Origin of the sequence: Streptomyces sp. NPDC007808 (genome assembly GCF_042868655.1) — a bacterium.
Classification (GTDB): domain Bacteria; phylum Actinomycetota; class Actinomycetes; order Streptomycetales; family Streptomycetaceae; genus Streptomyces.
Genome location: NZ_JBIAEQ010000002.1, coordinates 505,174 through 517,828, shown reverse-complemented (window position 1 = coordinate 517,828; position 12,655 = coordinate 505,174). Strand labels below are relative to the sequence as shown.

General features: G+C 70.9%; 11 protein-coding genes and 1 pseudogene. 5 read left to right on the top strand and 7 right to left on the bottom strand.

The genetic code is table 11. The annotated features are described in order from the left end of the window. Nucleotides 1–15 precede the first annotated feature (15 nt). Complete coding sequence (locus ACFYNL_RS08595) at nucleotides 16–543, bottom strand: DUF2269 domain-containing protein (RefSeq protein ID WP_388798742.1); 528 nt, start codon at nucleotides 541–543, stop codon at nucleotides 16–18. 211 nt (nucleotides 544–754) lie between these two features. Continuing rightward, entirely contained in the window at nucleotides 755–2,821 is a 2,067-nt protein-coding gene (locus tag ACFYNL_RS08590; RefSeq protein ID WP_388800541.1) for a TerD family protein, read from the bottom strand. Nucleotides 2,822–3,078: 257 nt separating this feature from the next. On the opposite strand from ACFYNL_RS08590, the gene ACFYNL_RS08585 reads away from it, so the two are divergent. Further along, nucleotides 3,079–3,852: an IclR family transcriptional regulator gene (locus tag ACFYNL_RS08585; RefSeq protein ID WP_388798739.1), complete on the top strand. Its 774-nt coding sequence runs from the start codon at nucleotides 3,079–3,081 to the stop codon at nucleotides 3,850–3,852. After that, nucleotides 3,849–4,700 carry an SMP-30/gluconolactonase/LRE family protein gene (locus tag ACFYNL_RS08580; protein ID WP_388798736.1) on the top strand — a complete coding sequence of 284 codons (852 nt, stop codon included), beginning with the start codon at nucleotides 3,849–3,851 and terminating at the stop codon, nucleotides 4,698–4,700. The genes ACFYNL_RS08585 and ACFYNL_RS08580 overlap by 4 nt, the downstream gene beginning before the upstream one ends. A gap of 22 nt (nucleotides 4,701–4,722) precedes the next feature. Here ACFYNL_RS08580 and ACFYNL_RS08575 read toward each other — a convergent pair whose 3' ends face one another. From ACFYNL_RS08575 to ACFYNL_RS08565, 3 genes are read right to left on the bottom strand one after another with little or no spacing between them, the layout of a single operon-like run. Beyond that, a complete protein-coding gene (locus tag ACFYNL_RS08575) occupies nucleotides 4,723–6,117 on the bottom strand; it encodes an NAD(P)/FAD-dependent oxidoreductase (protein WP_388798733.1) in 1,395 nt (464 codons plus the stop codon). Next, complete coding sequence (locus tag ACFYNL_RS08570) at nucleotides 6,110–7,336, bottom strand: MAB_1171c family putative transporter (protein ID WP_388798730.1); 1,227 nt, start codon at nucleotides 7,334–7,336, stop codon at nucleotides 6,110–6,112. The genes ACFYNL_RS08575 and ACFYNL_RS08570 overlap by 8 nt, the downstream gene beginning before the upstream one ends. Continuing rightward, nucleotides 7,333–7,938 (bottom strand): toxin-antitoxin system, toxin component family protein, encoded by a 606-nt coding sequence (locus ACFYNL_RS08565; protein ID WP_388798727.1) that lies wholly within the window; start codon nucleotides 7,936–7,938, stop codon nucleotides 7,333–7,335. Before ACFYNL_RS08565 ends, ACFYNL_RS08570 begins: the two co-directional genes overlap by 4 nt. A gap of 578 nt (nucleotides 7,939–8,516) precedes the next feature. Here ACFYNL_RS08565 and ACFYNL_RS08560 point away from each other — a divergent pair. From ACFYNL_RS08560 to ACFYNL_RS08550, 3 genes are all read left to right on the top strand, one after another. After that, the gene (locus ACFYNL_RS08560; protein WP_388798725.1) at nucleotides 8,517–10,031 is read left to right on the top strand and encodes an alpha-N-arabinofuranosidase; all 1,515 of its coding nucleotides are present in this window, start codon (nucleotides 8,517–8,519) and stop codon (nucleotides 10,029–10,031) included. Between the two features lie 226 nt (nucleotides 10,032–10,257). Beyond that, the gene (locus ACFYNL_RS08555; protein WP_388798722.1) at nucleotides 10,258–10,917 is read left to right on the top strand and encodes a DUF4360 domain-containing protein; all 660 of its coding nucleotides are present in this window, start codon (nucleotides 10,258–10,260) and stop codon (nucleotides 10,915–10,917) included. A gap of 387 nt (nucleotides 10,918–11,304) precedes the next feature. After that, complete coding sequence (locus ACFYNL_RS08550) at nucleotides 11,305–11,526, top strand: hypothetical protein (RefSeq protein ID WP_388798719.1); 222 nt, start codon at nucleotides 11,305–11,307, stop codon at nucleotides 11,524–11,526. 61 nt (nucleotides 11,527–11,587) lie between these two features. Here the strand turns inward: ACFYNL_RS08550 and ACFYNL_RS08545 are convergent, their stop codons facing one another. Further along, complete coding sequence (locus ACFYNL_RS08545) at nucleotides 11,588–11,791, bottom strand: DUF397 domain-containing protein (RefSeq protein ID WP_388798716.1); 204 nt, start codon at nucleotides 11,789–11,791, stop codon at nucleotides 11,588–11,590. After that, a pseudogene (locus tag ACFYNL_RS08540) lies at nucleotides 11,788–12,637 on the bottom strand (Scr1 family TA system antitoxin-like transcriptional regulator). The gene ACFYNL_RS08545 and the pseudogene ACFYNL_RS08540 overlap by 4 nt, the downstream one beginning before the upstream one ends. Nucleotides 12,638–12,655: the final 18 nt, after the last annotated feature.

The window sequence follows — 12,655 nt, the reverse complement described above, 5'->3', positions numbered from 1 at the left end:
TCGCTCCGCGTCCCGTCAGCCGCGGGACGGGGCGGCGGTGTGCAGGCGGCGGCCGCGGCGGGTCGGGCCCCAGGGCTTGAGGACCGAGATCACGGTCATGAAGACGTACGCGCACAGCGACACGACCGGCCCGAACAGGACGTCCCCCGCGTCGGGCAGCGCACCGCCCGCGGCGACGGCGCCGACGGCGGCGTCCACGCCGGGGCGCAGGGCGAGCACGGTGGCGGTCGTCGCCGCCAGGGTCATCCAGAACTTGACGTGGACCCACCGGTGCCGGGCCAGCCCCCACTGCGTGCCCAGCGCCAGCACCAGCCCGCTGACCAGCGTGACCGACGCCACGGGCAGCAGCAGCCAGTCGGCGAACAGCTTCATGCCCCGCACGGACCCCTCCACGCTCACCGCGGTCCCGGTGGTGGCCGCGGTGACCCCGAGCGCGAGCAACCCGAGCGTGAGCCCCAGCCAGCTCGCGGAGGCGACGACATGCACGACGAGCCAGGCCCGGCGGACGGGACGGCGCAGTTTCACGGAGGAGGTGGAAGACATGGACACCACCGTGCCGCCACGGGCCGGCGAGCACGTCTGACGGCGGGAGTATCCCGACCTACCGACGCCGTCGTACCCGGCGGGGCCCCGCCGCCTCCGAGCGGAGGAGCCCCGGTGCCTCACCGCCACCATCGGCCCGCACGGGATGACGAGCGAGGAGCAGTGGGAGCAGGAGGGACAGGGCTGATACGGCCCGGCCCGCGGCGAGTTCCTACGCGCTTACGGACTCCTTCCGCGCGGCTCGTCGTGGTGCGGGCCGGTCCAGATGGGCCACTACCGTCGTGTAGAAGCGGTGGACGGCATCGTCCACGCTGCGGATGAAGCCGGACTCGGCATTGCCCCGGGTACTTCCCATCCCCTTGAAGAGGGACAGGCGGAAGCCGGTGATCCGGGTCGCGGTGTTCTTCGGCAGGAGGTCCCCGGGCTCGGGGCGCAGCCGTTCCAGGGTGCCCCGGGGGCCGCCGCTGTCGCCTTCGACCAGGGTTTCGATGTGCAGGTCCGCCGGCGCTTCGCCGAGATGGCGCACCAGACGTTTGGCCCAGGTCAGGGGGTATCCCTGTTCGGGCGCGGGGATCTCGACGGACGTGCGCAGCTTGCCGGTGCGCAGATCAGCACTGATCGTGAGCAGTCCGGGAGCGTTCTCCACGCGAAGATCCGACTGGAGCCTCCCGTCGCGGCACAACTGGTCGGCCAGCTGCATGCGGCGCGCTCCCGGATCGGTGCCGCGCCTGGCGCGCTGAGTCGGCAACACCTTCTGTCCGAGCTCGCCGCCGAGCCTGAGACACACCTGGCGGATGAGCCTCTCCCAGTTCTCGACCACCTCAAGGGCGCGCGGGTCGCCCTCGCACAGGGTCTCGTCGTTGATGCCGTTGCGTACCGGCACCCACGCCGAGCCCATGTTCTGGAAGCCGTGGCAGCCGGAGTTCTCGTGCTGGAGGTAGTGCAGCAGTTCCTGCAGCAGCCACGTGCGGGCCGCGTTGCCGACTCCCTCGTGCCGGATCAGCAGGTGTGCCTGATGGGCCACCTCGGCCCACGAGAGATGCCAGAGCGCCACCTTGTGCTTGCGTCGCCGGTCGATCTTGACATCGACCAGGGGACTGCCCTCCAGCGCGACGTCGTTCGACACCGTGATCACGGCCTCGTAGCCGCGTCGGGCGGCGATGTCCATGTACGCCTGCACCTGATCGGCCTTGAGCGGGTTGCCGTTGGTCTTGGTCTCGACGAGTGCCGTCCACAGCTTTCCGGCACGTTCGATGCGGATCACCCCGTCCGGGCGCCGGGGCGTGTCGCCGTGGGGGAGTGACACCTCGGTGAACGTCTCCATACGGCCGGACGGCGCCCCGAACGCGGCGGTCAGCCGCCTGCCGAACCGTGGCACCTGCGCCATGACCGACAACAGCACCGAGGTGGCGCGGGTCTCGCGGTCCCGATCGCTCTTGAGAGCCGACACGGGGAAGAGCCGCGCGGGTTTCCAGGAGTCGTTCTCCGCCAACGACTTCTGCGGTGTGCTCGGCAGGGGGGCCTTCTTCTTCGCGGTTCGCGGTCGGGCAGCTCGTCTGCGTGGCTCGGCCCCGTCGACGGACCGGCGGGGGGCGGGTACCGCGTCCAGGGAGCCGACCGGGCTCGCCTCGGGGGCCTGGCCCGGCGGCACCGCGACCGCCTCACCGGCACCGGCCGGGTTCGGCGCGGTCCCGGCCGCCGCGCCTTCCGTGCCGGCACGCTCCTCGTCGGCGTCCTCGGGGTCGTCGTCGATGTCCACCCCGAAGTCCGTCGCCAAGCCCGCCAGCCCGGAGTCGTACCCCTGTCCCACGGCACGGAACTTCCAGTCCTCTCCGCGTCGGTACAACTCGCCGAAGATGATCGCGCTCACGGATCCGGCGTCGCTCACCGAGAAGCGGAGAAGGTTCTCGCCGGCCGCATCGGCCAGCGTCACCCTCAGGTCGTCCAGTTCTGCGAAGCGGGCTTCGCCGTACCGGCTCGCCGCGACGACGATCCGCTCGATGTCCGGTGGGACCGCTGTCAGGTCGAAGCACATGCGGTCCTCGTTGCCGTCCTGCGTCGGCGTCTTCCCCAGAAGCTGCACGCTGCCGTCGGCGGCCACCGGGTTGTTGTAGAAATAGAAGTCGGCGTCGCTGCGGACCTTGCCGTTCGTGTCCAGAAGCAGGACGGACACGTCGGCGTCGCCTTCACCGGTCGGGCTGACCCAGCCCAGGCTGACGATGACCGAGCCGACGTCGTCGCTGAGAGCCGCCAGCGCCACGTTCGAGCCCATGACCATGTCGTGCACAGAACCCCCCAAATCGCTCGCCTGAGCGCGTGCCTATGCGACCGCCCCAGGCGCCTCCCCGTGCGGCAGAGTGTGACGAGCCGCACATGGGCAACGGTACTGGCCGCGGATCGCGCCCGGGGTGCATTCGAGTCGGACCCCGCGCGGCCATTGCCCGGGGAAAGCGATTTTGAGTAGCCTGTGTTCGTTATTCCGATCGGCTGTTGAAATTTCGAACGCAGCCTCACACCCAAGGGAGGGGGCCGGACGTGGGACGCCTCGTACCAGCCGTGACCCGGGCTCTCGACATTCTTGAGCTCTTCCTCGACGGGGACGGCACACTCTCCGCCCCCGACATCGTGCGCAAGCTCCAGCTGCCGCGCACCACCGTGCACGAGCTGGTCACCACTCTGGCCGCGCGGTCGTACATCGTCCAGGTGCCCGGCCAGCCGGGTCGGTACCGGCTCGGTGTGCGGCCCTACCAGCTCGGCAGCCGGTACGCCGAGCAGCTCGACCTCGCGGCCGAGGGGCAGCAGGTCGCCCGGTCCGTCGCCGAGACCTGCGACGAGACCGTGCACGTGGCGATCCTGGAGGGCACCGACGTCATCTACATCGCCAAGGTGGACTCGACGCACGCCGTACGCATGGTGTCCGCCGCCGGGCGCCGCCTGCCCGCGCACTGCACCTCCGTCGGCAAGATGCTGCTGGCCTCCCTTCCCGAGCACGAGCTGACCGCACGCGTCCCCGACGACGCCGAGCTCGTCGCCATGACTCCGAACAGCATCACTGACCCCGGCGCCCTGCGCGAGGCCCTCGCGGAGATTCGCGAGCGGGGGATCGCCGTCGAGAGCCGGGAATCCAACCCGGACGTGTCGTGCGTGGCCGCCCCGGTGCGGGACCGTACCGGGCAGGTGGTCGCCGCCCTCTCGATCTCCGTGCCCATGATCCGCTGGAGCGAAGACCGGCGCGCCGAGCTGGAGCAGCTCGCCGCCAAGGGCGCCGCGGAGCTGTCGGAGCGCCTCGGGCATCGGAGCGTGGGATGACGGGGACGGCGTACGAGGTCGCCGTGCGCGCCGAGGCGGAGCTCGGCGAGGGGCCGACCTGGGACGCGGACAGCGGCCGGCTGATCTGGATCGACATCCTGGGGTCCCGGATCCACACCTACGACCCCGTCTCCGGGCGCCGCTCGGTGCGTACGACGCACCAGCACATCGGCGCCGTCAAGCCCCGCGCCGGTGGCGGCCTCGTGCTCAACCTGCGGGACGGCGTCGGACTGCTGGACCCGGACGGCTCCTTCCGCTGGCTGCACCACGACCCCGTCCCCGGCCGCCGCGCCAACGACGCCGCGGTCGCCCCGGACGGCTCCCTGTGGGCGGGCACCATGCGCTACGACGAGGCGCCGGGCGGCGGCACCCTGTCCCGGCACACCGGTGACGGCACGGTCGAGGTGGTCCTCGACGACGTGGCGGTGAGCAACGGCACGGGCTGGAGCCCGGACGGGCAGCGGATGTACTACGTCGACTCGCCGACCCGTCGCGTCGACGTCTTCGACTTCGCGGACGGGCGGGCCGTGAACCGGCGTCCGCTCGTCGAGATCGAGGACGGCGCGGGGTTCCCCGACGGCCTCACGGTCGACGCCGAGGGCTGTGTGTGGGTGGCCCTGTGGGAGGGCGCGGCGGTACGCCGCTACACGCCGGACGGCGAGTTGGACCGGGTGGTCCCGCTTCCGGTGCCCCGGGTGACGGCGTGTGCCTTCGCCGGCCCCGGCCTGACCGATCTGTACGTCACGACCGCCCGCGTGGGGCTCGCGTCGCCGCCCGCGCTGGCGGGGTCGCTGTTCGTGGTGCCGGGCGCGGGCAAGGGGCTGGCGCAGCCGGCGTTCGCCGGCTGAGGCAGCCGCCCGCGGGCCGAGGTCACCGCAGCCCCGCCGCCTTCAACTCCTGCGCCGTCAGCGGCGGCCCGCTCAACGCCGGCTTGAGCGGGCCGACCAGGGCGGCCAGCAGCACGGATGGGGCGAGCAGCACCTCGGCCCCGCGCTCCAGGGACGTCACGTCGGTGACGCGCCGGGCGATCCGGCCGTTGCCGGTGGCGGTGTGGAGCAGCCGGCCGACATACGCCGCCACCAGCCGGTCGCGCGCGGTGGGGCCGTTCTCGGTCGCCCCGGGATAGAACACGTCCATCCCCAGGGCCAGATCCCATGCCGCCGACGCGGGCCGCGCCACCGCCCGCTGGATCCGCCGGGCCAGACCGGCCGAACCCCAGCCGTGGCGCCGTACCGTCTCCCGCAGGGCGAGCGCGCCCTGGGCCGCGACCGACATCCCGTGTCCGTAGATCGGGTTGAGCGCGCACAGGGCGTCGCCGAGCACGGCGAAGTTCTCGGGCCAGGCCGGCGTCCGCTCGTAGTAGTGGCGCCGGTTGGCCGTGGTGCGGGTGTACGCCACCTCCGTCAAGGGCTCGGCGTACGCGAGCAGTTCGGCGATGACGGGGTGCCGCAGCTCCTCACGGGCGTACCGGAGGAAGTCCTTCGATTCGGTGGGCGGTTCACCGCCGCGCGAACCGAAGAGGGTGACGATCCACCGCCCGTCCTCGATGGGCAGCAGCACCCCGCCGCACCCGGGTCTCCCGGCGCGCGGGTCCGGTTGGACGTTGACGACGGGGAAGCCTTCCCGGGCCCCCTCGGGCGCCCGGAACACCCGGCTCGCGTACGCCACCCCGGAGTCGACCACCCGCTGCTCGACGGCCGGTGCCCCGAGCCCGGTCAGCCAGCCCGCCGCACGGGAGCCCCGCCCCGTGGCGTCCACGACCAGGTCGGCCGGCAGGGTCCGCTCGGCGGCGTCCCGCGTCCGGATCCGTACGCCGGTGACGGCCGAGTCCGTACCGACCGGTCCGAGCGCCTCGGCCCCCTCGACCAGCTCGACGCGCCCGTCGGCGAGGACGTCCGCCCGAACGGTCGCGTCCAGCAAATCCCTGCTGCACAGCAGCATGTGGTGGGATTCGGCCCACCGCCGGTACCAGCCGTACGGCGACAGGGCCACCATGTCCGTGGTCACCGGCAGCCGGTGCGCCCCCGCCTCGCGCAGCCGTCCGACGATGCCCGGCAGCAGCTCCTCCAGGGCGTGCGCCCCACCCGACCAGAGCTGGTGGACGTGCCGGGCCTGGGGCAGGCCCTTGCGCGGCGCGGGCCCGGACGGCAGTACGTCGCGTTCGACCAGGGTGACGCGGTCGGCGACGTCGGCGAGCGCGCGGGCGGCGAGCATGCCGGCGAGGGAACCGCCGAGGACGACGGCGGTCGTGGGGCGTTCAGTCATGTACGGGCACGTTCTCTGCCGGGGCGGCCGCACGGGCACGGACCGCCTGGATGTCGGTGGGGTGGCGCAGGGCTCGGGAGACGGCCCCGATCTCCTGGAGGAGGTCGGTGGTGTCGGGACCGCCGCTGCCGCCCCCGTCCGGGGCCCGGCTCTTGCGGTCGATGGCGTCCTGGATGGTCACGGCGGAGGCGAGCGCCTTGGCCCGTACGGGTGCGAAGCCGAGGGCGAGCGCGGCGGCGAACGACCGTCCGCGCAGATCCTCGTCGATGTGCCGTGCCAGCGACAGCAGCACGTCGCGGATGAAGGTCTCGCGGCGGATGAGCCGCAGTTCCGGGGTGGCGCGCAGGACGAATCGCACGCCGGAGCCGTTGACGGACCTCATCAGCAGGTACAGCGGACGCAGTCGGTGGTGGGCGAGGCGGACCCGCCAGCGGTCGTGCAGGTACTGCCCGGCGTGCGGGAGGATGAAGCCCACCGCGATCAGGATGGCGGACAGGCAGGCCACCGGCGGCGCGAGGTCCGTACTGAGCCAGTCCAGGTCGTTGCCCGTCCAGCGGGCCGCGACGGCGGTCAGCTTGGCCGCGTCGAAGATCAGGTTGAGCGCGTATCCGACGCCCAGGCAGACCAGTCCCCAGCGCAGCCAGGCGTCGAGGCCGTCGGTGCGCACCCAGTTCCAGATCAGGCGGGACGTGATGAGTACGGCCGTGCAGTGCGCGAGGAGATAGAGCAGGGTCTCCTCGCGCATGAACGGCGTGTTGGCGTAGTAGGTGTCCAGGTCCCGTACCCGCTCAACGGGCGCGTCCGCGAGGGCGAACAGCACCCACAGCGCCACGATCACACCGGAGTACGCGCAGATGACGAGGCGCATGGCGCGGCGGGCTTCGGCGCTGCGGTCGGACAGGCCGTTGCGCCAGGCGATGATGAGCAGCAGACAGGAGCCGCAGAACGCGGTGAGGAGGGAGTACACCAGGGGTGCCGCGATGTTGGGCACGCCGGTGACGCGGTTGACCCAGGCGATCGTCGCCGGAGCGGCGAAGACGAAGACGAAGCAGGCGAGCAGCAGCAGACCGCCGACCGCGCGCAGCAGTGGGTCCCGCCAGAGCCGGATGATCGTGGGCAGTTTGATCGCCAGAGCGGCGGTCAGCACGACGGTCGGGATCCAGAACGAGATGTACACCTCGCCGAGCAGCCCGGACGGGTCCAGCGCCAGACCGGTCATCGCGCCGTCCTCCCACTCCCGCGGTACCCGAGCGACCGCTGCAGGGGCCCGAGCGGTTCGTCGAGGTCCTGCCCCGACAGCAGCGGCCGGAACGCCGCCGCCAGCCGGTGTCCGAAGTCCTCGGCCTCCGCCTCGTCCTGCTCACGGGAGCCGTTGCGGGCGGCCACCGCGAGGGCGACGTCGTCCCAGCCCGGCCGGCGGGCGAGGGCGTGCGCGGCTGCCGCGCCGACCGTGTGGTGGTGGCCGTGCCCGGCGTGCAGGTGCCACAACTCATGGCCCAGGATGACCAGTTGCTGCATCGCCTCGGCCCGCTCCTCCACGATGACCAGGTCGAAGTCCTGGAACTCCACCCACAGCCCGGTCACTTCGATCTCATCGGGGAACCTCTCGAAACGCAGTTCCAGGGGCCGCCCGCCGCGCAGTGCGCTCATCTCCTCGCACAGCGCCCGGCACACCTCGCGCACATCGGCCGGGGGCCGGGGTCTGGCCCGCAGGGCGGCGCTCAGGTGAAAGGCCAGGTCGCGCATGGCCGAGGCGCGTGGCGAGCGCCGTGACCGCAGCGCCCGAGCGACCGCCCTCATACGCGCGCCCGCGATGCCCATCGCACCCCCTGTTCTCCCGCCGTTCGGCAGGCCGTTCGAGCCTACGCGGCCCGAAGTGTTCGCGTCATGTGCTCCATCGACCGTAGTTCAAGCGGGAACGATCGTCGGCGCCAGGAATTCATGCACAGGGCATTGACTGGGAAGCGCTTCCATCCTACGGTCCCGTCCGAAGTTACGTGCGTAATCCGATATTTCGAACGATGAGGGTGGGGAATGGGGCGACCCGGCCGGAATCGCAGACAACTTCCGGCCACCGCCGGGGAACGCGGCCGCTCCCTCGGCACAGGCGGGCGGTCGCTCTTCCGGGGCCGGGGCGGGGACGTGCCGGCCTGCCACTGCTACGACGCGGAGGACGACAGCACCTCGAAGCCGGGCACGAACATCCTGCGCCGGACATAGGGCGGCCGGCCGATCGCCCGTCACGGCGCGCGGCCGTGTCGACATGCGGCTGGGTCGCGTGGGGCGCGACCGGCGCCGCACCCCGCAGCCGCCATCGAACCCGAACCACTGCAGCCGCCACCGCACCCGAACCCCCGCAGCCGCCACCGCACCCGAACCACCCACCCCGAAAGGCGACCATGCACACCGCCCGCTTCACCCTCGACCCCGCCTTCACCGTCGGCGAGGTCAACCCACGGCTCTTCGGCAGCTTCGTGGAGCACCTCGGCCGCTGCGTCTACACCGGCGTCTTCGAACCCGACCACCCCACGGCCGACGACAAGGGCCTGCGTCAGGACGTCCTGGAGCTGGTCCGGCAACTCGGCGTCACAGCGGTCCGCTACCCCGGCGGCAACTTCGTCTCGGGCTACAAGTGGGAGGACTCCGTCGGCCCCGCGGCCGAGCGGCCCCGCCGCCTCGATCTCGCCTGGCACTCCACGGAGACGAACCGTTTCGGCCTCTCGGAGTACATCGACTTCCTGCGCAAGATCGGCCCCCAGGCCGAGCCGATGATGGCCGTCAACCTCGGCACCCGCGGCGTGGCCGAGGCTCTCGAACTGCAGGAGTACGCCAACCACACCGAGGGCACCGCGCTGTCCGACCTCCGCGTCTCCCACGGCGACAAGGACCCGTTCGGCATCAGGCTCTGGTGCCTCGGCAACGAGATGGACGGCCCCTGGCAGACCGGCCACAAGACGGCCGAGGAGTACGGCCGGGTGGCCGCGGAGACCGCGCGGGCCATGCGTCAGATGGACCCCGGTGTCGAACTCGTCGCGTGCGGTTCCTCCAGCCAGTCCATGCCGACCTTCGCCGAATGGGAGGCGACGGTCCTGGAGGAGACGTACGACCTCGTCGACTACATTTCGCTGCACGCCTACTACTGGCCCGAGAACGGCGACGTCGACTCCTTCCTCGCCTCCGCCGTGGACATGGAGTCCTTCATCGACAACGTCGTCGCGACCGCCGACCACGTGGGCGCCCGGCTGAAGTCGAAGAAGCGGATCAACCTCTCCTTCGACGAGTGGAACGTCTGGTACCTGCCGGAGTGGGAAGCACGCGCCAAGACCTTCGAGCAGGACGACTGGCCCGAGGCCCCGCGCCTGCTGGAGGACAACTACAGCGTCCTGGACGCGGTCGTCTTCGGCTCGCTCCTCGTCGCACTGCTGCGGCACGCGGACCGCGTCACCGTCGCCTGCCTGGCCCAGCTCGTCAACGTCATCGCGCCGATCATGACCGAGCCGGGCGGACCGGCCTGGCGGCAGACCACCTTCTTCCCCTTCGCGCAGGCATCGAGGTACGGCCGCGGCCAGGTCCTGGACGTCCGCGTGGACTCCCCGACGTACGAGACGAAGAAGTACGGCGAGACCGACCTGCTGCACGCCACCGCCGTACGCGCGCAGGACGGCACCGTCACCGTCTTCGCGGTCAACCGCAGCCGCACCGAAGACCTTCCGCTCGACGTCACCCTGAACGGCCTCGACCTGACGCGGGTCGTCGAGCACAGTGCCCTCGCCGACGCCGACCCGGACGCCCGCAACACCCTCGACGACCCCGAGCGGGTCATGCCGCACCGGGTCGAGGGCACGGCGCTGGCGGACGGCCGTCTCACCGCCGTACTGGAACCGCTCTCCTGGAACGTGATCCGGCTGGGCTGACGGACATGTCCGTACCGGGCCCCGAAGCAGCGCTCTGCTCGGGGCCCTGCCGTCGTTGCCCGCTCAACTCGGTTGTAAATGGCTGGACTTCGCCCTGGCTGACCCCCACGCGGCTCCCTACGATGCGAACGCCTCCGGCCTTCACAGAAACCTCACCCTTTCTTCAAGGATTCAACAGGGTGGAAGGGGTCGGGGCACAGCCACCCCCCGACCCTAGGAGAGCTCCATGGCACGTGGACTCCTGCGCCTCCTGCTGAGCGGAGGCGCGCTGGCCGCCCTGCTCACCGGGGCGCTGCCCGCACAGGCGGCCCCCGCGTTCGACAACCCGCCGCCGGACAAGATCGTCATCAAGGTCGCCACGGTCAACGGCTCCGGCTGCCCCCAGGGCACCACGGCCGTCGCCGTGTCCGAGGACAACACCGCCTTCACCGTGACCTACAGCGACTACCTCGCCAAGGTCGGCGGCAACGCGGATCCCACGGACTTCCGTAAGAACTGCCAGCTGAATCTGGTCGTCCACGTCCCGCAGGGCTTCACGTACGCCATCGCCAGCGCCGACTACCGCGGTTTCGCCGCACTCCAGCCCGGCGCGAGCGCCATGCAGAGAGCCTCGTACTACTTCCAGGGCTCCCCGAACACGCAGTTCCGCAGCCACCCCTTCAGCGGCCCCCTCAACGACAACTGGCAGGCCACCGACAGCACCGACTGGGCCCAACTGGTCTGGGCGCCCTGCGGAGTCCAGCGCAACTTCAACATCAACACCGAACTGCGGGTGAACCTCGGCTCGTCCTCGCCGAGCAAGGTCAGCTTCATGACCATGGACTCGACGGACGGTGACATCAGCACGGTGTACCACCTGGCGTGGAAGGAGTGCCCGGGCAAGTAGGCGCACCGGCACGCGGCTCCGCCGGCGCCCCGGGCCCCGGTCACCTGCCGTGATCGGGGCCCGGATCCAAACCTCCGGCAAATGTCCACACCGCGGCACCGGGAGGTCGTGCCGGGGCCCGTCCGCCCGTCCGGAACCGGGGCCGCAAGAGCCAGGCTCGCGACAGGACGACAGGTCCTGTGAAGAAGTTGGCGCATTCGGTGACCCGGTGGTCATAGGGGTGAAGTCGATCTCCTGAATTCGCCCTGCACCCGGGCGGATTGATTGGCCGTCTCCTTCTGGGCGTGCTTTGATCCTGCGCAACGGCACGTGGGGGAACCCGTCCCGGAATGGGAATTCGGGCACCCGCGGCCGTGAAGAATGTTCACTCGAAGGGAACCGCAGGTTATGAACTTCACCCCGCAGGTCGAAACGGCTGAGCTGACCGACGCCGCCCTGGACCAGGTCTCCGGCGGTCAGGCGGGCGGTGCCTCCGCCGGCCTGGCGGGCAACCTGACCAGCGGTCTCTCCGAGTCCCTGAACGCGGTCGCCTGCGCCGACGTGTTCGCCGCGGTCTCGCCCGAGGGCGTCGCGCTCGGCCTGCACGCGCACGCCGCCGCCAGCCACTGACGCAGGACGCGCAACGGGCCCCGGAATTGGATTCCGGGGCCCGCTCGCTTTCTCCGTGGCGTTATGCCGACATCGCGTTCCGTATGGTGGTGCAGTGAGAGACGAACGCATGCCAGGATTCGGGGGAAAGCGCCATTCGGCGTGCATTCGGGGCCTTGGAGTCACGAACGTGGACAGTGGCGGGGGTGAGGGCCACCTCGACGCAGTCGTCCCCGGACCCGCCGCTGTAGCTGCTCTTGAACCAGGCCAGTTCGGCAGTGCTCATAGGTCTCCTCGCATCCGCTGCAACAGGCTCATGGAGTCTGTGAGAGTGAGAGCCTGTGAGCGCATCCTGACATACCGCATCTGGAGCATGCTGACCACCTTTGGGTCACCGATGAACTGGCCGCTTTCCTGTCCCTCGCAGTAGGCGAACCACGTGTTCTCCGGGGTCTCCAGCAGTCGCATGGGCCCGTCGAGCCCAGCGTGTGTCTCCTGCTCGGTCGGCATGATCTGGACGTCCACGTTCCGCAGTTGAGCGATCTTCAGAACGTGCTCGATGAGTTCCCTCGTGACCTCCACCCCGCCTGTGCGCCGCCGGAACAGGTAGCTCCTCCAGAATGAACCCGAACGCCGTGTTCGGCCGCTCCCGAAGCAGCCGTTGCCGTTCCGCCCGCGCGATCCACTGCGCCTCGATCTGCTCGTCGCTCAATGGCGGGAGCTGGTTCGTGAACAGCGTCCGCGCGTACGCCTCCGTCTGCAACAGCCCTGGAATCAGGCGGCATTCGTACGTGTACAGCGTGATCGCCGTAGCCTCCAACCGCGCCCACCGCCGAAACCAGGCCGCCAACCCCGGCTGCCGAGCCAGATGCTGCGCCGCCTTCTGCAGCGCCCCCGTGTTCCCCAGGACCCCCTCCGCCCGCTCGGCGAACCTCGGATCCGGCATCCGCCGACCCAGCTCCACCGACGCCACCATGTGCTTGGACAGCCCCACCCGGTCCCCGAACTCCTCCCGGCTCAGTCCCGCATGCTCCCGCAGGGCCTGCACGACCGCCCCGAACGTCCGCAGGCTGTCCGACGACTCCGGCTCGCCACCCGCACCCGCGCTCGTCCCTACCGCACCATCGACCACAGTCGGTCACCTCCCGCG

Excerpts from the sequence above, each read along its gene's own strand:
- ACFYNL_RS08595 (WP_388798742.1), bottom strand. The coding sequence starts at position 543 with ATGTCTTCCACCTCCTCCGTGAAACTGCGCCGTCCCGTCCGCCGGGCC.
- ACFYNL_RS08590 (WP_388800541.1), bottom strand. The coding sequence starts at position 2,821 with ATGGTCATGGGCTCGAACGTGGCGCTGGCGGCTCTCAGCGACGACGTC.
- ACFYNL_RS08580 (WP_388798736.1), top strand. The coding sequence starts at position 3,849 with ATGACGGGGACGGCGTACGAGGTCGCCGTGCGCGCCGAGGCGGAGCTC.
- ACFYNL_RS08575 (WP_388798733.1), bottom strand. The coding sequence starts at position 6,117 with ATGACTGAACGCCCCACGACCGCCGTCGTCCTCGGCGGTTCCCTCGCC.
- ACFYNL_RS08570 (WP_388798730.1), bottom strand. The coding sequence starts at position 7,336 with ATGACCGGTCTGGCGCTGGACCCGTCCGGGCTGCTCGGCGAGGTGTAC.
- ACFYNL_RS08565 (WP_388798727.1), bottom strand. The coding sequence starts at position 7,938 with ATGGGCATCGCGGGCGCGCGTATGAGGGCGGTCGCTCGGGCGCTGCGG.
- ACFYNL_RS08560 (WP_388798725.1), top strand. The coding sequence starts at position 8,517 with ATGCACACCGCCCGCTTCACCCTCGACCCCGCCTTCACCGTCGGCGAG.
- ACFYNL_RS08555 (WP_388798722.1), top strand. The coding sequence starts at position 10,258 with ATGGCACGTGGACTCCTGCGCCTCCTGCTGAGCGGAGGCGCGCTGGCC.
- ACFYNL_RS08550 (WP_388798719.1), top strand. The coding sequence starts at position 11,305 with ATGAACTTCACCCCGCAGGTCGAAACGGCTGAGCTGACCGACGCCGCC.
- ACFYNL_RS08545 (WP_388798716.1), bottom strand. The coding sequence starts at position 11,791 with ATGAGCACTGCCGAACTGGCCTGGTTCAAGAGCAGCTACAGCGGCGGG.